Below are 18844 nucleotides of genomic sequence, written 5' to 3'. Positions count from 1 at the left end.
CCAACCCCCTCTCCGCGTCGGAGAGGGGGAGTGAAGGGACATGCATGCAGCCGAATCTTGTCTACGTCGGTACCTACACCCGGCACGGCGTCGCGACGGGCATCGAGACCTACCGCCGCGATCCAGAGTCGGGCGTGTTGACCCACCTGTCCACCGCACCGATGGTCGATCCGTCGTTCCTGGCGTTCAGCCCGGACAAGCGCTTCCTGTTCGCCGTGCGCGAGCTGCGCGAGGCGGCCGGCGAAGGCCCGGGCGACGCCGTCTCGTTCGCCATCGACCAGGAGACCGGCGCGCTCACCCAACTGAGCGAGCAGTCCACCCACGGCGGCGAGCCCTGCCATCTGACCACCGACCCGAGCGGCTCGGTGCTGATCGTCGCGAACCACGAGAACGGGACCGTCGCCGTCTTCCCGATCGACCCGGACGGCACGCTGCAGCCGACCTCGGACCTCCAGCAGCATGTCGGCTCCGGCCCCGGCCCGAGTCAGCAGGGGCCGCACGCCCACTTCGTCACCTTCGACCCGGCGCAGCAGCGCATCCTCGTCTGCGACAAGGGCATCGACAAGGTGATGATCTACCGGCTCGATGCGGCGGCGAAGAAGCTCGTGCCGGCCGATCCGCCGTTCGCGCGGCTCCACAGCGGCGCGGCCCCCCGGCACATCGCCTTCCACCCGAACGGCCGCTTTGCCTACGTCAACGGCGAGGCCGACCTGACGATCACGGCGTTCACCTACGACGCCGCCGCGGGCGTCCTCAAGGAGCTGCACTACCTCTCGACCCTCCCCGAGGGCACGAAGATCGAGCGGATGTCGACGGCGCAGATCCTGGTCGCTCCATCTGGGCGGTTCGTCTACGTCTCGAACCGGGGTCACGACACCATCGCGATCTTCGAGATCGACCAGGAGACGGGCCGGTTGACGGCGCGCGGGCACGCCTCCAGCGGCGGCAAGACGCCCCGCAACTTCAACATCGATCCGAGCGGCACGTTCCTGTACGCGGCCAACCAGGGCTCGGACAGCATCGTCCAGTTCCGGATCGATGGGGAGACGGGTCAGCTCACCCCGACCGGCAACGTCACCACGGTCGGCGCGCCGGTCTGCATCCTGTTTGCGTAGGAGTCCTCGGTTTCAGGTTTCGGGTTTCGGGGGTGGTCCCCTGAAACCCGAAACCCAGCATCTGAAACCCGCGAACTACACCCACGACTCACCCCGGAACGTCTCGATGGAGCCGTCCAGCCAGTCGGCGATGCTGTTGGACCGGGCCACAAAGGCATCCTCAAACGTCTGGGCGTGCTCCCAGGTCGTGAGGGTCTTCCAGCCGTTCGTCGAGGCGTTCATCATCCGGACGTCGTCCTCGTCCACCTGGATCATGCCTCGGTGCCGTAGAAGATGCAGTTGATCGAAGCCGTCTCACGCGGCGTCAGATCGCTCTCGATGGTGGCCTGCGCGCCGTTCGCGAACTGGATCAGCCCGACGCAGCTGTCCTCACTCGTCCCGCGCGGCCGGCGTGATGTCCGCCAGGGCCACCAGCCCCGTCCGCTCGCTGTGGGTCCAGCCGTAGGCGTGCGACCGGCCGATGAGACCACAGCCGATCAGGCCCACCCGATACCGTGTCATATGACGATGCTCTTCCCGCGCTACGGGCGCGCCAGCACCTCAAGCTCGGGGAACTCGGCGCGGTGGGCCTGCGTCAGCGCCGCCAGCGCCTCCGGCTCTGAGCCGAGATAGGCGTCCAGCACGTCGTCGCGGCCAGCCACCGACATCAGCTTGTCCAGGTAGCCCTGGACTTCGAGCAGGTCCGGTCGTGCGTGCTTCGACGGTCCGGCGTAGCGGGTCTCCATCAGCGTGGCCATCGCCTCGTCCAGCAGGTAGGACGCATACGGCAACCCCCGCCGATCCTCCACCGGCAGCCAGATGCGGCGGCCCGCCGGCTGCTCCTGGAGCCAGAAGCCGCTGGCGCGCAGCAGCCGGCCTTCGCCCTCCGACCAGCGACGCGCCTTCGGCATGGCGTGCCAGAACTCGTGCACCAGCACCCGCCGCAGCTCGGCCGAGGGGACGTGCTCGGCGTTGACGCGGATGCGGTCGCTGCTCACGTCGTAGTAGGCGTAGCTGGCGAGGGCCGCCTGGGCCCGGGTTGAGGGGAACGCATCGCCGAGGTTCTTGATCGCGCCGCGCGGATCGGTCCGGTACTGTTCGAGCAAGGCATCGCGTTTCTGGAGATCGGCGTCGAATGTGCTGTACACCAGGAACTCGAACGGGCTGAGCAGATCCACCCGCCCCGCGATCTCGCGCGGCTTCTCGCGGTAGCAGCCGTCGAGGCCAAGCTCGGCCGCCTGCTTCGTCACCACGGTTGTTGCCTCGGCCAGCGCCGCCGCCTGCTCGGTCTCGTTCGGACGGTAGGCGAACGGGGCGGGCAGGTCCGCGGCGACGCTCGCCGGCGCGACTGCCCGGCTGGCCGGCCGCTCAGGGGCCGAGGCGCAGGCCGGGTCCAGGGCCGGGGCGGCCAGGACGACGGGCGGCGCACCCGTCGCCGCCGCGGCGCTCGCCAGCAGCGCCAGCGCGGCCGCGGCGGCCCACGTCCGCCGAGCGACTGGCACCGGCGGCCTGGCGCGCATCAGCTGCATCCGGACACCCCCCGCGCGGCAACCTCGTCAACTGCCTGGATCAGCTCGGTCAGGTCGAACGGCTTGGTGAGCGCGCGCGACACCGACCGCCGTTCCTCGCGAGACAGCAGCTCGGTGCTGCCCGAGACGACGACGACCGGCAGTCGGTCGGTGGCGCGCTCGGCCATCAGCCGCTGCAGCACGGCGCGCCCGTCAAGGTCTGGCAGCTCCAGGTCGAGCGTGATGACGACCGGCCGCAGCTCGCGGATGACGCGCAACGCCTTGCGCCCGTCCCGCACGACGACCGGCTGGTAGCCGGCGTCTTCGAGAATAGCGGCGATCAGGAGCGCGATGGTCAGGTCGTCTTCGACGACGAGCACCTGGTTGTCAGAGGGTGCGGGTGAGCGCCCTTGTGGATCTAGCATCTACCTCTCCGGTGATCTCGATCAGCAATCTCACCAGGAGCTAAAGCAGAATCCGTACCGCAATCTCACATTAGCTCAGCAGAACCCCCATCCACGAGCGAAACATGACCCGTCATTCGCGGCCGTTTGTCCCCTCTGCCGCGTGCCTTCGCCCGATGAGACACGCCCCGGCTCCGCAGTCAGGGCCTGCGAGATCCGTGCCACCCGACAGTACGGTCAGCAGCGGTACGGACGGGCGTGGCGAGACGCGCGGCCTGGAGGGGCGCCAGATGGAGCGAGCAGTCGGGCAGGATGGCGGGCAGACACCCGGACAGGGGATCGGTAACTATCGGCTGGTCGCGCGCGTCGGGGTCGGTCTGGACACCGAGGTCTGGCAGGCTGAGGACGTTGTGCGCGGTCGAACGGTCGCGCTCAAGCTGTATCCCTCGCGGTTCGCCCTGGACTGGTCGTTCGTGCAGCGGCTCAAGCGCACCGCACGCGTCGCCGCCGAGCTGCGCCACCCGAACCTGCTGCCCTGCCTGGATGCCGGCGCGGCGGATGGCCGGGCGTACGTGGCGAGTCCGCTGGCTGCCGACGGCTCGCTGGCCCAGCGCCTGGCCGGCCAGCCCTGGACCGTGGACGCGGCCATCACGCTCCTGGGGCCGCTCGCCAGCGGCCTCGACGCCATGCACGGCCAAAACGGGGTGCATCGCAACCTCAAGCCATCGAACGTCCTGTTCGACGGAAGCACGCCGCTCCTCTGCGACATCCTCACGCCGCGCCCGTTCGACCCTTTGGAGGATCTCGCGCAGTTCGGGCACCTGGCGCTTGCCCCCGAGTACGCCGCCCCCGAGCAGGTGGCTGGCGACGCCACGCCCTCCAGCCGCCTGAGCGACCTGTACAGCTTCGGCGCGCTGGCGTTCGAGCTGCTGACGGGCCGGCCGCCGTTCGTCGGGCCGTCCACGGTCGGCGTGCTGTACGCGCACATCGCCATGCCGTTGCCGTCCGCCGCTGACCTGAACCCCGCGCTGCCGGCCGCCGTCGATCTCGTGCTCGGGACGATGCTGGCGAAGGATCCTTGCCACCGCTTCGCGAGCGCGGTGGCCTTTGTCACCGCGCTGGGGCACGCCATCAGCCCGACGTGGCAGCAGGCGGTCGGCGGCGTGACGGGCTACGGGCACAACCTCGATGAGGTGCGCCAGCCCGGCCGGCGCACCCGCCTGCGCTGGCGCGAGCTGTAGGCAGCGTGGAGGCGTGTCCCGCCTGCCAGTCGCGCTAGACGTTTGGACGCTGTCGGGCGAACGTCAGCGAGCTGGCTTGAACCGGTTCCGGGCCAGCGCCGCCATTTCCAGCAGCCCGATCCCACCGTGCACCGCCAGGTTGAACGCCGCGTCGTGCTCCCGTGCGTAGTGCTTGTCGTAGAAGACGCGCATCGCGTCGTAGAACGCGCGGATCGAGGAGACCGGCCGCTGGCGGCTGCTCTGGCCCTTCAGGTGCAAGACCGTCACGGCCGGGTGGTAGCGCACCCGCCAGCCAGCCGCTTTGATCCGGTAGGCCCAGTCCAGATCCTCGCCGTACATCCGATAGGCCTCGTCGAACATGCCGACGCGCTCCACGACCTCGCGGCGCAGCAGCATGTACGCCCCGCACACTGAGTCCACGTCCATGGCCGTGTCTTCGTCCACGTTCAGCAGGTTGTAGCGGGCGAAGCGGGGATGGTTCGGGAAGAGGCGTGCCAGCCCGAACAGCCGGTAGAATGCCACTTCCGGCGACGGGAACGAGCGCCGGCAGGCCCGGTCCAGCGTGCCGTCGCCCCGGATCAGCTTCGGGCCGAGCGCCCCGATGTCCGGGTGGCGCTCCATCTCGGCGATGGTGTCCACCAGGGCGTTGGGCGGCAGCTTCGTGTCGGGATTGAGGATCAGCAGGTAGCGGTAGCGGCCGGCCGCCTCGCGGATGGCCAGGTTGTTCGCCGCGCCGTACCCTCGGTTCCAGGTGCTGGCGATCAGCCGGACCCACGGGAACTCCTCGCGGACCATCTCGACCGAACCGTCGCCCGAGGCGTTGTCCACCACCCAGACCTCGCCGGTGAGCGTCGCAAGGTCGTGCTCCAACGAGCGAAGGCAGTCGCGCAGGAGGTCGCGCACTTTGTAGTTGACGATGACCACGGAAACGTCGAGCAGGGGCGTCTCGGCATCCCGCGGCGTGCTGGCGTTCGTGTCGGTCAGAACCACAGGATCCTCCAGTAGCCGCCGCAGCGCTCGCGGAACAGGTCCGGGCTGATCCGCCGGCGCAGCACGGCCCGCAGGCTCCGCGCGAAGCGATACGCCGTGCCGGCCCAGACAATGGCTTTGAGCAACGCGTAGCCGCCTCCGCCGTAGTGCCGATGGTAGAAGATCGCCTGCGAGCGGTGGAACTCGACGGACATCTTCTCGCTGGCGGCCGAGGTGCTGGCGGCGCTGACGTGCATGACCCGGGCGTCCGGGCAATAGTAGTTGCGCCAGCCGGCCTTCAGGGCGCGCGCGCAGAGGTCCGTCTCCTCGTAGTACATGAAGAATGCTGGATCGAACAGCCCGAACTGCTCGACGGCCTCACGGCGGAGCAGCAGGCAGGCGCCCAGCAGGTGCTCGGTCTGGAAGGGGTGGTCGTAGGAGGATGGCGGGTACCGCCCGTTGCGCTCGCTGTCGAGCGGCGCCAGCCCGTCGAAGAACCCGAAGAGCGCCTGCTTCCAGTCTGGCAGCCGGAACGCCGAGTGCTGGAACCGCCCGTCCTCGTACTCCAGGCGCGCCCCGACGAGTGCGGCGTCCGGGTGGGCGTCGGCAAACCGGACCAGGGCCGCCAGGCTCCCGGGCCGCACTACGATATCCTGGTTCAGCACCATCAGATAGCGGCCACGCGCCACGGCCAGCCCCTGGTTGCAGGCTCGCCCGTACCCGACGTTCTCCCCGTTCGCGATGACTCTGACCGTCGGGTAGCGCTCACCGACAGCGGCAGCCGTGCCGTCCGCCGAGGCGTTGTCCACGACGATCGGCTCAAGGCTCGGGGCGTCGGGGTCGGCCAGGAGCGAGTCGAGGCAGCGGGCCACCAGCTCGCGGCGGTTGTAGCTGACGACGACGACGGAGAGGGTCGCCGTCACGGCGTCACCATGATCGAGCGGAGGTAGCCAATCGGCGCGCGCCGCCGCTGCTGGATCGTGCGGCGCTCGGCCTGGAGCCGTGGCAGCTCCAGCAGGCCGGCGAGCTGGCCGCGCAGCTTGGCCCGAGCGGCCGGCTCGCGGATGTGCCGCAGCGACTCCAGCGCCATCGTCAACTGCGCCCGGGCGATCTTCGGCCAGACCCGCCGCAGCAGCGGCCCCGGCATGTTCCGCGCGATGACTCGCAGAAAGTTGCGCCCGCAGTAGTAGCTCGCCAGCGGTCCGCCGCCCGTCGCGCTCAGCATGTGGTAGACGATGGCCGTCGGGACGTAGACGCAACGATACCCAAGCAACTGGCTGCGGAACGAGAGATCGACATCCTCGCAGTACATGAAGAAACTGTCTTCGAACGACCCGACATCGTCGAGCATGGCCCGGCGGTAGGCTGCCGCGCCCGCGCACGCCCCGAAGATCAGCTCTGGCCGGTCGTACTGGCCGTCGTCGTGCTGCCAGACGCCGCGGTTGCCCGGCATGCCGTCCAGGCCGTAGAAGTCGCCGGCCGAGTGGATGGTGTCGCGGCGGTCGAACAGGAGCAGCTTGGACGCCGCCGAGCCAGCCTCGGGGTGGGCCTCGAGCGCCGCGTGCAGCTCGGCGAGCCAGCGCGGATCGGCCTCGGTGTCATTGTTGAGGGTGGCGATGATCGGGGCGTCGGTGTGGGGGAGGGCGGCGTTGGTGCCGCCGGCCAGCCCGAGGTTCTCGGTCAACGCCAGGATGCGGACCTCGGGAAACTCCGCGCGGACCAGCGCCAGCGAGTCGTCCGAGGAGCCGTTGTCGACCAGGACCGTCTCAAAATCCGTGAACGTCTGCGCCCGCAGCGCCCCGAGACAGGTCCGCAGCAGGTGAGCGCCATTCCAGTTGACGACGACGACGGCAATCTGAGGTACTGACATACGACAACCGGCCGTGCTGGCCGCGCCGATTATACGGCCCGGCGGCAGCACGGCCGGCGGATTTCGCCGGCGAGGTGAGGGGCGCTGACGGGTACGGGCCGCCCGTCGTCAGACCGGGTAGCCGGCCATCCGCTGCAGCCGCTTGATCCGCTCCGAGATCGGCGGGTGCGTCGAGAACAGGTTGCCGATGAACTGCCCACTCAAGGGGTTCACGATGAACAGCGGCGCCGCTGCCGGGTTCACGTCCATCGGCATCCGCTGCGAGCCTGCCTCCAGCTTCTGGAGCGCCGAGGCCAGCGCCATCGGATCGCCCACGATGTGGGCGCCGGTGTCGTCCGCGCCGTACTCGCGCGAGCGGGAGATCGCCATCTGGATCAGCGTGGCGGCCAGCGGAGCCAGGATGATCATCCCGAGCGCCGCGATCGGGTTGACGCCGCGCTCGCCGTCCCGCGAGCCGCCGAACCCACCGAAGAACGCCGCGAACTGGAGCATGTGCGCGATCATTACGATGGCCCCGGCGACCGTCGCCGCGATGGACGAGATCAGGATGTCCTTGTTCTTGACGTGCCCCAGCTCGTGCCCGAGGACGGCCATCAGCTCATCGCGATTCAGGATCTGCTGGATGCCCGTGGTCACGGCCACCAGCGCATGGTTCTGGTCGCGGCCCGTGGCGAAGGCGTTCGGCGACGGGCTCTCGACTATCGCGACGCGCGGCTTCGGCAGGCCCGCGCGGTACGCCAGCTCTTCGACGATGCCGTGCAGCTGCGGGGCCTCTTCAGGCGAGACCTCGCGCGCGCCGGCCATCTTCATCGCGATCTGGTCCGAGAACCAGTACGACGCAAAGTTCATGACCACCGCCATGCCAAAGGCGACGATCATGCCGGTGGTGCCGCCGAGCACCCGCCCCATCACGACCAGGAGGCCGGTCAGGGCGCCCAGGAGAATGACGGACTTGATGGTATTCGACATGGGTTCAGCTCCTCTGTGAGACGACGCCGCTGGCACCTGGCCGCCCACGGCCACACACCCAGGGTTGCCCACGGGCAGATGCACGATGCAGGCCCGGTTGGGCGGGTGCGACCTGGGCGGGTGTGACCTGGGCGGGTGCGACCTGGGCGGGTGCGACGCGGCGTCTCGAATGCCTCACTGGTATTGTCGGTGCGCGCTCGTTAGCGGCGCATAAGTGCAGCATAAATGCCGCGTAAGAGGTTGATGAGAGGATCGTGAAGCGTTCAGACGCGCCCCGTGCGGCGCGGCTACACTCCTGGTGTGAGTAACGCGAAGCTGCTCCTGGTAGACGACGATCCCCGCGTGCTGTCGGCGGTTGGCCGGCGGCTCGGCTTCGAGGGCTTCCAGGTCGATCTGGCGGCCTCCGGCGACGAGGCCCTGGCCCTGGCGGCGCGCTCCGTCCCCGATCTGGTGATCCTCGACGTGATGATGCCCGGCATGGACGGCCTGGAGACGGCTCGCCGGTTGCGACGCGACAGTCAGGTACCGATCCTGATGCTGACGGCCCGCGACGCCATCGCCGACCGTGTCGCCGGCCTCCGCAGCGGCGCGGACGACTACCTTGTCAAGCCGTTCGCGTTCGAGGAGCTGCTGGCGCGGATCGAGGCGCTGCTGCGGCGCTCGCGACCGCCCCAGGTCGAGACGCTGACCTTCGCGGATGTCGAGCTGGACACCCGCACCCACGAGGTCACGCGGGCCGGCGCGCCCATTGAGCTGACGGCGCGCGGCTTCACCCTGCTGGAGTACTTCCTGCGTCACCCGCGCCAGGTGCTGACCCGCGAGCAGATCTTCCGGGCGATCTGGGGCTCGGACTTCCTGGGGGCGTCGAACGTCATCGACGTGAATATCAGCTACCTGCGTGACCGGCTGGAGTCGAACGGCGGGACGCGCCTGATCCACACGGTGCGCGGTGTCGGGTACGCGCTCCGCGAGCCGAATCCCGGCCGCGAGTAGAGAAACGTAGCCGCGGTGACCCTCAAGGCGATACTGGCGCTGACCCAGGTCGCGATTCTGGCGGCCGGCATGGCGCTGCTCGGGACGCTGGTCGTCGAGTCGTTCGAGCGGACGCTGCGCGCCGACGCCGACCAGCTGCTGTCCGCGCGCGCCGACGCCCTCGAAGCGACCGTTCTCGGGATGCTCCAGACGGGGGCTGGCGACCCGGCCAGCTTCGATCCGAACTCGCCCGGCTTCGACGCCTTCTCCGAGCCGCGCCTCTTCTTCGAGATCTGGGACGGTGAGGGCCGTGCCATCGCGGCGTCGCCGGGCCTGCCGGCCGGCGGCCTGCCCTGGACCGATCAGACCCGTGCAGCCGCCGAAAGCGGCCGCCCGTTGACGGAGTCGGTGTCGGTGAACGGCCGCCGTGCGCGGGTCGTCACCCGGCCCATCGTCGAGCACGGGCGGGTGACCGCCGTCGTGCGGATTGGGGAGTCGCTCCAGGCCATCGACCAGGCGGTGAACGATCTTCTCCGGCCGCTGACGGTGGGGAGCGTGCTGGTGCTGCTGGTCTGCATCGTGGCGACGTGGCTCGTGGTGAGCCGCGCGCTCGATCCGCTGGAGGAGATCGCGGCCACCGCCCAGCGTATCGCCGCGACTGGCGATGTCGGCCTCTCCGTCCGCCCGGAGGGCACCGCCGAGGTCCGCCGGCTGGCGACCTCGTTCGACCACATGATCGGCCGGCTGCGCCGCCTGCTCGACTCCCAGCGGCAGTTGCTCGCCGACACCTCCCACGAGCTACGCAACCCGCTGACGGTCATTCGCACCGACCTCGACTTGCTTGGCCTCGACCTCGACGCCGAGACGCGCCAGGAGGTCGCTGCCGAGGCCCAGGAGGAGGCCGAGCGGATGAGCCGCCTCGTGGCCGACCTGCTGTTCCTGTCCCGCGAGGAGGAGGCCGCCGTCGGGGATGCCGAGCCGGTGCGCCTGGACCGGCTGGCTGAGGAGGTCGTCGAGCGGCTGATGGCGCTCGCGCCCGAGCACGAGGTCCGCGCCGAGGACGCCGGGCCGGTCGTGGTGCTCGGCAACGAGGACCGGCTCCGCCAACTGGTGACGAACCTCGTGGAAAACGGTATCCGCTACACGCCGCCTGGCGGGCACATCACGGTGCGCGCGTGCCGGCCGGACGAGAGGACGGCGCGGCTGGAGGTTGCGGACGACGGCATCGGCATTCCCTCCGAGCACCTGCCCCGTGTCTTCGACCGCTTCTACCGGGTGGACCCGGCCCGCAGCCGTGCGACGGGCGGCACCGGGCTGGGGTTGTCCATCGTCAAGCACATCGTGGAGGTACACGGCGGCAGCGTGTGGGCCGAGAGCGAGCCGGGCGTCGGAAGCAGGTTCGTGGTGACGCTGCCGGCCGCCCCGCCCGACGTGCGCAAGGGGGCCGTCGGCGAGGAGTGAGCCACCATCACGCATCGTCATCCCGAGCAGGCCGGAGTGGTCATCGCGAACGAAGTGAGTCCATGTGGCAAGCACCGGGCAAGCCTGACGACCCTCCACCCCGTCATCCCGAGCAGAGCGAGCTTGCGAGCGCAGTCGAGGGATCTTCCCCATCGATTCACTCGTGCTTGCCAGGGAAGATCCCTCCGCTTCGCTCGTTCCTCGCGACGGTCGGGATGACGGCGTGGTCGTGCCTCGCGACGGTCGGGATGACGTGACGGGGTGTGGGCGGGTGCCTCGCGACGGTCGGGATGACGGCCGGTTTGGCATGGCGGCAGGCTACGCCAGCGAGCTTCCCGCCCACGAGGCCAGCCCGGGCGTCCCCAGCAGTCCCAGCAGCAGCGCCTTCTGCGCGTGCAACCGGTTCTCTGCCTGCTGGAACGCCACCGACCGCGGTCCGTCCAGCACGCCGTCCGTGATCTCGTCGCCGCGATGGGCCGGCAGGCAGTGCATGGCCACCGTGTGCGACTGCGCCTTGCCCATCAACGCCTCGTTGATCTGGTACGGCTTGAAGATCGGGCGGCGTCTTGCCGCCTCATGCTCCTGGCCCATGCTGTACCAGGAGTCGGCATAGACGGCGTCCGCGTTCGCCACCGCAACCGCTGGATCGCGGCAGACCTCGACGAACGCGTTGCCGACCTTCGCGTCGGCGTGAGCCTGCTCGAGGATCGCCCCGGCCGGCTCGTACTCGGCTGGCGTGGCGAGGCAGAGGTTGACCCCGAGGCGCGGCAGCGCCAGCAGCAACGAGTTCGCCACGTTGTTGGCATCCCCGACATACGCGACAGTCAACCCGCGTAGCTGCCCGAACCGCTCCTTGAGGGTCAGGAGGTCGGCCAGGATCTGGCAGGGATGCTCGTCATCCGAGAGGCCGCTGATGACCGGGACCGGGCAATGCTGCGCCAGCTCCTTCGCCACTTCGTGCGCGAAGACCCGCACGGCCACCGCGTCGACATAACAACCCAGGGTCCGCGCCACGTCGGGGACGGACTCGCGGGTGCCCAGCCCGACCTCGGTGGGGCCAAGGAAGCGCGACGTGCCGCCAAGCTGCTCCATCGCGATCTCGAACGAGAGGCGGGTCCGCAGCGACGGCTTGAGGAACAGCAACGCGAGGGCCTTGCCGGCCAGCGGCGCGTTGGTCAGGCCGGCCTTGCGCTCAGCCTTGAGGCGGGCCGCCACGTCCAGGAGGGCCACGATCTCGGGGGTGGACAGGTCGGCAATGCTGATCACATCGCGCTTCATGGGAGGAGTCTCCAGCGGTGGGGCGCACCGAACGCAAAGACGGGGCTGGCTCTCAAACGAGAGGGCCAGCCCCGTCAGGGAGTGCGCGTGGCGAAAGGGGAGCGGTCTACCGGGGGACGGAGAGGGAGGGCGCGGCTGGCCGGCTCATGGCAGGATGCCTGAGCCTGGGCCCGATGGTGCGCGCGACCAGTTCCGTCATGCTGCGAGGAGTGTAGCAGGCGCGCCGCGCGGCCTGCTGGCGGTGCGCGTGCCGTGGGTGATGCTCAGGTCTGCACCGGCGCCAGGACCACACGAAGCCCCTTCCTGCACCAGAAGGGGCTTCGTCGTGTGGACTACGGATGGGCGGTCCGCCCGCTGTGGCCCTGAGGGAGCCTTGAGAGGCTCCAGCGTCTCTCAACCTGAGCGTGTCCCGTAGCCACGGAGCGGCATTAGCCGCGCAGTGGCATCACCACCTCGTTCCAGATCCAGCGTGCGCCCTTGGCGCTGTACGGCTGCGGGCAGGTGTAGATCAGGTGCGTGGCGCCCCGCCCGATGTACTGGCGGCTGAGGTCGAGCAACTCGGCGGCCGAGGCGCCGGCTCGGAACTGGGTTGAGCGCTCGATGGTCTTCGGGTCACGCCCGATGGCCCGGCAGTGCTCGTCCAGGACGGCGCTCTTGTGCGCGAACTCCTCCGGGGTGCCGCCGGAATAGTTCCACTCGGCGGCGTACCTGGCCGTCGTGCGGAGGGTCACCTTCTCGCCCTTCGCGCCGATCACCAGCGGCGGATGCGGATTCTGGATCGCCTTCGGCTCGTGGTACGCCTCTTTGAGGGTGTAGTACTGGCCGTTGAAGGTGGTCCGCTCCTGGGTCCAGAGCGAGATCAGGATCTGGCAGGCCTCGTCGAGCGCGCGGACGCGGTCCTTCAGGGGCGGCAGGGTGATGCCGTACTGCTCGTGTTCGGCCTCCATCCAGCCGGCCCCCAGCCCGACCTCGACCCGCCCGCCGGAGATGCGGTCGATGGTCGTGGCGATCTTGGCGAGCAGGCTCGGGTGGCGGAACGTGTTCGAGGTGACCAGCAGCCCGCCCCGGATGCTCTTGCTGAGCGCCAGGAGCGCCGCCAGGATCGACCAGCCCTCCTCCTCGGGCGCGGACAGGTCGTTCTGGTTGAGCAGATGGTCGTGGAGCCAGCCGGTATCGAAGCCGAGCCGGTCGGCCTCCAGCCATGCTTCCTTGGCGTCGTCGTAGAGGCCGGTCATCTGGGCGACTTTGATGCCCACGCGGACCTGTGGTGCTGCCACCTTGCCACTCCCCACACTGGTGTCGGGCGAGTATAGGCCAGACCCGCACGGCGGCATGATGTGGCGCGAAGCCCGCTGAGGGACTGACGGCCGCCACGGCACGACATCAGCCGTGGCGGCCGAGATGCGACGCTACGCCGAGCCGTTCGGGTGCGCGGCTTCCAACCCCAGCACCACTCGCTCTGGCGTGAGCGGCAGCGTGGTCAGGCGGACACCCGTGGCGTCGTGGACCGCGTTGGCGATGGCCGCGAGCGCGGGCACGATTGGCGGCTCGCCGACGCCGCGCGCCCCCATCGGACCAGATGGGGCCGGCACCTCGATCACAATCGTCTCGATGTCCGGCACGTCGGCCGCCGTGAGCTTGCGATAGTCCAGCAGGCTCGGGTTCATCAGCCGGCCGCTGTCGCTGTACATCAGACCTTCGGTCAGCGCGAAGCCGAGGCTCTGCACGGCGCCACCCTGCATCTGGCCCTCCGCGCCGAGCGGGTTGATCAGCTTGCCGACGTCCTGCACGACCACGAAGTCATGCAGCGTGATCTGGCCGGTGTCCGGGTCGATCTCGATGCGGGCCAGCTCGGCGGCGAAGGCCGGCGCCAGCTCCGAGACGCCCGCGGCGCCCAGCCCGATGATCGGGCCGCGCGACGAGGCCAGCGCCGTCGCCTTCTTCGCGATGGCCGAGAGGGTCATCGACTTGCCCGGCACGCCCTGGACCACCACCGCGTCGCCGTCGATGTCGAGGTCGTCCGGAGACGCCTCCAGCTCGTCGGCGGCCACACTCAGCGTCCTGGTGCGGGCATCCTTCGCCGCTGCCACCACGGCGCTGCCGACCGAGTAGGTCGTCTTCGAGCCGGCGCTCAGGCCAGTCCACGGCGAGCTGTCGGTGTCGCCGGTGACGATCTTGACCTTGCTGATGTCGACGCCGTAGGTCTCGGCAGCCATCATCGCGAGGCCCTGATTGGTGCCGGCAATGTCCACCGAGCCGGTGAAGACGGTCAGCGTGCCGTCCGTATCGAGCCGCATGGTGGCGCTGGACGGCTGCGCGCCCGGCACCCACCCGCCAACGGCCACGCCGGTCCCCCGGTAGCCAGCGCCGTTCTTGCCGCCGCTCTCACGCCAGGCGTCTCGAGTCTGCCAGAACGGGTGCTCGAGCATGCGCTCGAGGCACTCCCAGGCGCCGTTGACCGCCCACTTCTGGCCGTGCGCCATCAGGTCGCCGCCGCGCTGGAGGTGCTTCAGCTTGTACTGGCCCGGATCCAGCCCGAGCTGCCGCGCGATCTGGTCCATGTGCGAGTCGATGACATAGGCGGTCTGCGGGGCCATCGGGGCGCGGTACGCCGCGATGCTCGGCTTGTGCGTCAGCACCTCGTAGCCGGTCACCTGGAAGGTCGGCCACTGGTAGACGGACGCCAGGAATACGCCACTCATCGTCAGCACGGCCCCCGAGTACGCGCCGGCCTCGATGACCGTCTCGCCCTCCAGCGCCATCGGGGTGCCGTCCTGCTTGACGCCGGTCCGGAGCTTGATGGTCACGCTCGGGGCCGGCATGCCCGCCTCGAGCTCTTCGCGGCGCGTCATGATGTACTTGACCGGCCGCCGCGTCACCTGCGAGAGCAGGACGGTGATCGGCTCGGTCAGCGCGCGGATCTTCGCGCCGAAGCCACCGCCGCACTCCATCGGGATGACCTTGACGATCTCCTCGGGGATCTGCAGCACATCCGCGATCTCGGCCCGCGTGTTGAAGGAGCCCTGGGTGCTGGCGTACACCGTGATGCGGCCGGTCTGATCGACGTGCGCGACGGTGCCATGGGTCTCGATGTACCCCTGGTGGACCATCGGAACGTGGTACGTCTTCTCCAGGATCACGTCGGACTCGGCGAACGCCGCCGCGAGATCCCCCGCCCGAGCTTCGAGGTCTGGGTGACGTTCGGGGCGGTCTTCACCTGCTCGGTGGCGGTGGCAGCGATGCCAGAGTGGGCCAGGGCTTCGGAGGTGTCGGCTTCGGTGCCCTCGTCGGCGACGCGCGGGGCATCCCAGTCCATCGACTTGATCGGGTCAACGGCCGCCGGCAGCACCTCGTACTCGACCTCGATCAGGTCGAGCGCCTCGTCCGCGATCGCCAGCTCGTCGGCGGCGACGGCTGCCACCGGCTGGCCGGCAAAGATCGCCCGGTCAATGGCCATGATGGCGTGGCCGCGCGTCTTTGCGCCGTGATGGAGCGTCGGAATGTCCGCCGCCGTCAGGACCGCCCGTACTCCCTTGAGCGCCTTCGCCTTGCTGACGTCGATGCGCGTGATGCGGGCATGGGCGTGTGGGCTGCGGAGCAGGCGAGCGTGCAGCATGCCGGGCAGGATCACGTCGTTCACGTACCGCGTCTTCCCGACGACTTTGTCTGGCGCGTCGTAGCGCGGCACCGAGAAGCCAACGCCCCGCACGTCTCGACTGGTCTTCATCACGGTCGCCATCGATGCGTCCTCCCTCACGCCGGGTGCAGGCAGTGCGGCAGCGGCGCTGCCCCGGCAACAGCGCAGGGCTGGGAGAAGCGGTCGCAGAAGCCGCCGCCCAGCCCGGCCTGACTACTCATTCTTCGAATAGTCTAGCGGCGGTCTGCCTGGCCGACAAGTCGGGCCGACCGGCCTGCAAGGCCCAGCCCGCTGCCGGGTGAGCGCGCCGCGGCAGCCGCCCACATGAGCCGCCGGCCCGCTGGTCGCGACTATTCAATATATGTATACTGGGCCCATCTATTCAATCTCTGGATAGCGCCGGCTCCCTCGCCTCGCCGGCCTGGTGTGCTCGCATGCAGTCCTCGTCCTCTGCCGCCGCCCCCGGTCTGCGCCTCGCCGCGCTCCTGGTCGGCGTCGTCGCGCTCTTCCTCGTGTCGTTCCCGCTCGGCCGTTACCCGATCCCGGTCGATACCGTGCTCGGCATTCTCGGCTCGCAGCTGGTATCGCTGCCGCGGACCTGGACCGACACGATGGAGACGGTCGTGCTGCAGGTCAGGCTGCCCCGCATCCTGGCCGCCCTGCTGATTGGCGCGGCCCTGGCGGCCTCCGGCGCGGCGTATCAGAACGTCTTCACCAACCCGCTGGTCTCGCCAGCGATCCTCGGCGTCTCGGCCGGGGCCGGCTTCGGGGCGGCGCTGGCGATCGTTCTGCAGCTGCCCTGGCTGGCCGTGCAGGGATCGGCCTTCGTGTTCGCCATCGTCGCAACGGGTCTGGCGTTGCTGATCGGACGCTGGGTCGGCGCTGGCTCCACCGTCGTGCTGGTGCTCGGCGGGCTGGTGATCTCGGCGCTGTTCCAGGCGTTGATCTCGATCCTGCAGTACCTTGCGAACCCGGTCGACACGCTGCCCACCATCACCTTCTGGCTGATGGGCGGGTTGTCCCGGGTCAGCATGCGGGACGTGCTGTTCGCGGTCTGGCCGGTTGCGCTCTCCTGCGGCCTGTTGTACGCCGTGCGCTGGCAGGTGCAGGTGCTGGCGCTCGGCAGTGACGAGGCGACGGCGCTCGGGATCGACCGTTCGCGCGTGTGGGCCATCGTCATCGTCAGCGCGACGCTGATGACGGCCACCGTCGTGAGCATCGGCGGCATCATCGGCTGGGTCGGGCTGCTGGTGCCGCACATGGCAAGGATGGTGGTCGGCCCGAACTTCCCGGTGCTGCTGCCGGCCTCGATCCTGATGGGCGGCGGCTTCTTGCTGCTGGTGGACAACATCGGGCGAAGCGCCGGGCCGCTGGAGATCCCGCTCGGCATCCTGACGGCCCTGATCGGCGCGCCGTTCTTCATCGTGCTGCTCGCCCGGACGGCGAAGGTGTAGGCGGGCGGCCGTGAGTGTGCTGCTCCAGGTGGACGGGCTGTCCTTCGCCTATCCCGGCCGGCCGCCGACGCTGCACGGCGTCGGGTTCGGGGTGGGCGCGGGCGAGGTGCTCTGCCTGCTCGGCCCAAACGGGACCGGCAAGACCACGCTGTTGCGCTGCCTGGTGCGGCTGGCGAAACCGTCCAACGGCGCCATCAGCATCGGCGGGCGTGACACCGCCAGCATGACGGCGAAGGAGCTGGCCCGGCATGTGGCCTACGTCCCGCAGGCCAGCAGCACGGTCTTCCCGTTCAGCCTGCTGGACATCGTGGTGATGGGGCGCAGCCCGCACCTCGGCTTCATGCAGACCCCTACCGCCCACGACCGGCAGGTCGCCCAGGCTGCGCTGGAGCGCGTCGGGATCGGGCACCTTGCGACCCGGCCCTGTACCCAGGTCAGCGGCGGCGAGCGCCAGTTGGCGCTGATCGCCAGGGCGCTGGCGCAGGAAGCCTCGATCCTGGTCATGGACGAGCCAACGGCCAGCCTGGACTACGGCAATCAGGTCCGCATGCTTCGGCTGGTCAAGGGGTTGGCGGCGGCTGGCCACACCGTCGTGATGACCTCGCACGTTCCGAGTCACGCCTTCGAGTGCGCCCATCAGGTAGCCCTGATGAAGGAGGGCCGCATCGCCGCGCTGGGTCCACCCGACGAGGTCATCTCGGGCGCCAGCCTCAGCGCGCTCTACGGCGTGGATGTGCGCGTGGTGGCGGCGGCCATCGAGGAGCACGAGCCGGCCACCGTCAAGGTCTGCGTACCGATGCTGGCATGACCAGCGCACCAGCGCGAGGCACCGGGCATCGGTGCTCGCAGGAGGAGCTGCCGATGTTCTCGATCCACCGTCCGTTCGCGGCCCGACGGCCGGCCCGCGCCGCGCTCACGCTGCTGGTGTCGCTGATCGCCGTGCTCGTCGCCGGCTGCTCGTCGATCGCCCCGCAGGCAGCGCCCGGCGCGTCGAAGCGCACCGTCACCGACATGGGCAACCGGTCGGTCAGCCTGCCGGCCCAGATCAAGCGGGTCGTGACCGTCGGCTCGGTGCCGGTGATCAACAGCTTCATCTTCGCCGTGGGCAAGGGCGACACCATCGTCAACGGCCTGCCCCAGTTCGCGCGGACGCCGCGCTATCGCTACCACAGCCTCTTCGCGCCGGGCATCAACGAGAAGCCGATGATGCAGGCCTCGAACAACGATCCGAACGTCGAAGAGATCCTGAAGGCCGAGCCTGACGTGGTGTTCACCATGGACCCGCCGCGGGTGGAGCCCCTTGAGAAGGCTGGCCTGCGCGTCGTGCTGCTCCAGTGGCGAGACCCCGAGGACGTCAAGCAGGTGATGACCCTGATGGGGCAGATCTTTGACGAGCGGGCGCGGGCCGAGGCGTACGTCAAGACCTTTGACGAGGTTGTCGGGCGGGTCCACCGCGAGACGTCGGCCATCCCTGCCGACCAGCGCCCGCGCGTCCTCTACTTCACGCCGGCCACGCTGACCCAGCCCCACGCGATCGCCGAGTGGTGGATCGAGACGGCCGGCGGACGCAGCGTGACGCGTGAGGACATGAAGGCGGAGAGCCTGACGTTCACCATCGAGCAGTTGCTGCGCTGGGATCCGCAGGTGATCCTCGTCAACTCGCCGGCCGACGCGCAGGGCGTGTTCAACGATGCCCGCCTCGCACCGGTCCAGGCGGTGAAGGATCGGCGCGTGTACACCGCTCCCATCGCGGCCCACACCTGGGGGAACCGCACCACCGAGCAGCCGATGACGGTGCTGTGGGCTGCCAGCAAGATCCACGGCGACCGCCTGCCCGGCGTCGATCTGCCGAAAGAGGTCAAGGCGTTCTACCGCGACATCTTCAGGACCGAGCTGACCGATGCCCAGGTGACGGACATCCTGAGCGGTCAGTTGTGAGCGCGGCGGCGACTCCACGAGAGACCGGCCGGGCGGCCGACACGGATCA

At 69.5% G+C, this 18844-nt stretch carries 19 protein-coding genes; 8 read left to right on the top strand and 11 right to left on the bottom strand.

Annotation, left to right across the window (positions count from 1 at the left end):
* Positions 1 to 44 precede the first annotated feature (44 nt).
* Positions 45 to 1115: a lactonase family protein gene (locus tag IT306_24980; protein MCC7371696.1), complete on the top strand. Its 1071-nt coding sequence runs from the start codon at positions 45 to 47 to the stop codon at positions 1113 to 1115.
* A 75-nt stretch (positions 1116 to 1190) separates the two neighbouring features.
* Here the strand turns inward: IT306_24980 and IT306_24975 are convergent, their stop codons facing one another.
* The 3 genes from IT306_24975 to IT306_24965 form a co-directional block, all read right to left on the bottom strand.
* Positions 1191 to 1361, bottom strand: a complete 171-nt coding sequence (locus IT306_24975; protein MCC7371695.1) for a hypothetical protein — start codon at positions 1359 to 1361, stop codon at positions 1191 to 1193.
* 275 nt (positions 1362 to 1636) lie between these two features.
* Entirely contained in the window at positions 1637 to 2614 is a 978-nt protein-coding gene (locus IT306_24970) for a hypothetical protein (protein ID MCC7371694.1), read from the bottom strand.
* The gene (locus IT306_24965; GenBank protein ID MCC7371693.1) at positions 2614 to 3027 is read right to left on the bottom strand and encodes a response regulator; all 414 of its coding nucleotides are present in this window, start codon (positions 3025 to 3027) and stop codon (positions 2614 to 2616) included. Before IT306_24965 ends, IT306_24970 begins: the two co-directional genes overlap by 1 nt.
* A 269-nt stretch (positions 3028 to 3296) precedes the next feature.
* Between IT306_24965 and IT306_24960 the strand changes: the two genes are divergently transcribed.
* The gene (locus tag IT306_24960) at positions 3297 to 4247 is read left to right on the top strand and encodes a serine/threonine protein kinase (GenBank protein MCC7371692.1); all 951 of its coding nucleotides are present in this window, start codon (positions 3297 to 3299) and stop codon (positions 4245 to 4247) included.
* A 63-nt stretch (positions 4248 to 4310) separates the two neighbouring features.
* Here IT306_24960 and IT306_24955 read toward each other — a convergent pair whose 3' ends face one another.
* From IT306_24955 to IT306_24940, 4 genes are all read right to left on the bottom strand, one after another.
* The gene (locus tag IT306_24955) at positions 4311 to 5186 is read right to left on the bottom strand and encodes a glycosyltransferase family 2 protein (GenBank protein ID MCC7371691.1); all 876 of its coding nucleotides are present in this window, start codon (positions 5184 to 5186) and stop codon (positions 4311 to 4313) included.
* A 41-nt stretch (positions 5187 to 5227) separates the two neighbouring features.
* Positions 5228 to 6139: a glycosyltransferase family 2 protein gene (locus tag IT306_24950; protein ID MCC7371690.1), complete on the bottom strand. Its 912-nt coding sequence runs from the start codon at positions 6137 to 6139 to the stop codon at positions 5228 to 5230.
* Positions 6136 to 7086 carry a glycosyltransferase family 2 protein gene (locus tag IT306_24945; GenBank protein MCC7371689.1) on the bottom strand — a complete coding sequence of 317 codons (951 nt, stop codon included), beginning with the start codon at positions 7084 to 7086 and terminating at the stop codon, positions 6136 to 6138. The genes IT306_24950 and IT306_24945 overlap by 4 nt, the downstream gene beginning before the upstream one ends.
* 108 nt (positions 7087 to 7194) lie before the next feature.
* Complete coding sequence (locus IT306_24940) at positions 7195 to 8055, bottom strand: zinc metalloprotease HtpX (protein ID MCC7371688.1); 861 nt, start codon at positions 8053 to 8055, stop codon at positions 7195 to 7197.
* Between the two features lie 85 nt (positions 8056 to 8140).
* Here IT306_24940 and IT306_24935 point away from each other — a divergent pair, with 85 nt between their 5' ends.
* From IT306_24935 to IT306_24925, 3 genes are all read left to right on the top strand, one after another.
* Positions 8141 to 8269, top strand: a complete 129-nt coding sequence (locus IT306_24935) for a pentapeptide repeat-containing protein (GenBank protein ID MCC7371687.1) — start codon at positions 8141 to 8143, stop codon at positions 8267 to 8269.
* An 86-nt stretch (positions 8270 to 8355) separates the two neighbouring features.
* Positions 8356 to 9048, top strand: a complete 693-nt coding sequence (locus IT306_24930; GenBank protein ID MCC7371686.1) for a response regulator transcription factor — start codon at positions 8356 to 8358, stop codon at positions 9046 to 9048.
* Positions 9049 to 9063: 15 nt separating this feature from the next.
* Positions 9064 to 10488, top strand: a complete 1425-nt coding sequence (locus IT306_24925; GenBank protein ID MCC7371685.1) for a HAMP domain-containing protein — start codon at positions 9064 to 9066, stop codon at positions 10486 to 10488.
* Between the two features lie 318 nt (positions 10489 to 10806).
* On the opposite strand, the gene argF is transcribed toward IT306_24925, so the two are convergent.
* From argF to IT306_24905, 4 genes are all read right to left on the bottom strand, one after another.
* Positions 10807 to 11766: an ornithine carbamoyltransferase gene (gene argF, locus IT306_24920; GenBank protein MCC7371684.1), complete on the bottom strand. Its 960-nt coding sequence runs from the start codon at positions 11764 to 11766 to the stop codon at positions 10807 to 10809.
* A 428-nt stretch (positions 11767 to 12194) separates the two neighbouring features.
* Positions 12195 to 13043 (bottom strand): LLM class F420-dependent oxidoreductase, encoded by an 849-nt coding sequence (locus IT306_24915; protein ID MCC7371683.1) that lies wholly within the window; start codon positions 13041 to 13043, stop codon positions 12195 to 12197.
* A 132-nt stretch (positions 13044 to 13175) separates the two neighbouring features.
* Positions 13176 to 14906: a molybdopterin-dependent oxidoreductase gene (locus IT306_24910; protein MCC7371682.1), complete on the bottom strand. Its 1731-nt coding sequence runs from the start codon at positions 14904 to 14906 to the stop codon at positions 13176 to 13178.
* On the bottom strand, positions 14903 to 15505 hold the full coding sequence (locus tag IT306_24905; protein MCC7371681.1) for a hypothetical protein: 603 nt from the start codon (positions 15503 to 15505) through the stop codon (positions 14903 to 14905). Before IT306_24905 ends, IT306_24910 begins: the two co-directional genes overlap by 4 nt.
* Before the next feature lie 332 nt (positions 15506 to 15837).
* Between IT306_24905 and IT306_24900 the strand changes: the two genes are divergently transcribed.
* Genes IT306_24900 through IT306_24890 form a run of 3 tightly spaced genes read left to right on the top strand, consistent with a single transcriptional unit; the run spans position 15838 to position 18795 of the window.
* Positions 15838 to 16857 carry an iron ABC transporter permease gene (locus IT306_24900; protein MCC7371680.1) on the top strand — a complete coding sequence of 340 codons (1020 nt, stop codon included), beginning with the start codon at positions 15838 to 15840 and terminating at the stop codon, positions 16855 to 16857.
* 19 nt (positions 16858 to 16876) lie between these two features.
* Positions 16877 to 17665: an ABC transporter ATP-binding protein gene (locus IT306_24895; protein MCC7371679.1), complete on the top strand. Its 789-nt coding sequence runs from the start codon at positions 16877 to 16879 to the stop codon at positions 17663 to 17665.
* Positions 17666 to 17718: 53 nt separating this feature from the next.
* The gene (locus IT306_24890; protein ID MCC7371678.1) at positions 17719 to 18795 is read left to right on the top strand and encodes an ABC transporter substrate-binding protein; all 1077 of its coding nucleotides are present in this window, start codon (positions 17719 to 17721) and stop codon (positions 18793 to 18795) included.
* The last annotated feature ends 49 nt before the right edge of the window (positions 18796 to 18844 follow it).

The organism is Chloroflexota bacterium, from assembly GCA_020850535.1.
Classification (GTDB): domain Bacteria; phylum Chloroflexota; class UBA6077; order UBA6077; family JACCZL01; genus JADZEM01.
Note: the sequence above shows the minus strand (reverse complement) of the source record. Positions and strands in the feature narration are given on the sequence as shown.

Excerpts from the sequence above, each read along its gene's own strand:
- IT306_24935 (MCC7371687.1), top strand. The coding sequence starts at position 8,141 with ATGCAGGCCCGGTTGGGCGGGTGCGACCTGGGCGGGTGTGACCTGGGC.
- IT306_24945 (MCC7371689.1), bottom strand. The coding sequence starts at position 7,086 with ATGTCAGTACCTCAGATTGCCGTCGTCGTCGTCAACTGGAATGGCGCT.
- IT306_24940 (MCC7371688.1), bottom strand. The coding sequence starts at position 8,055 with ATGTCGAATACCATCAAGTCCGTCATTCTCCTGGGCGCCCTGACCGGC.
- argF (MCC7371684.1), bottom strand. The coding sequence starts at position 11,766 with ATGAAGCGCGATGTGATCAGCATTGCCGACCTGTCCACCCCCGAGATC.
- IT306_24905 (MCC7371681.1), bottom strand. The coding sequence starts at position 15,505 with ATGGCGACCGTGATGAAGACCAGTCGAGACGTGCGGGGCGTTGGCTTC.
- IT306_24970 (MCC7371694.1), bottom strand. The coding sequence starts at position 2,614 with ATGCGCGCCAGGCCGCCGGTGCCAGTCGCTCGGCGGACGTGGGCCGCC.
- IT306_24890 (MCC7371678.1), top strand. The coding sequence starts at position 17,719 with ATGTTCTCGATCCACCGTCCGTTCGCGGCCCGACGGCCGGCCCGCGCC.
- IT306_24900 (MCC7371680.1), top strand. The coding sequence starts at position 15,838 with ATGCAGTCCTCGTCCTCTGCCGCCGCCCCCGGTCTGCGCCTCGCCGCG.
- IT306_24965 (MCC7371693.1), bottom strand. The coding sequence starts at position 3,027 with ATGCTAGATCCACAAGGGCGCTCACCCGCACCCTCTGACAACCAGGTG.
- IT306_24980 (MCC7371696.1), top strand. The coding sequence starts at position 45 with ATGCAGCCGAATCTTGTCTACGTCGGTACCTACACCCGGCACGGCGTC.
- IT306_24960 (MCC7371692.1), top strand. The coding sequence starts at position 3,297 with ATGGAGCGAGCAGTCGGGCAGGATGGCGGGCAGACACCCGGACAGGGG.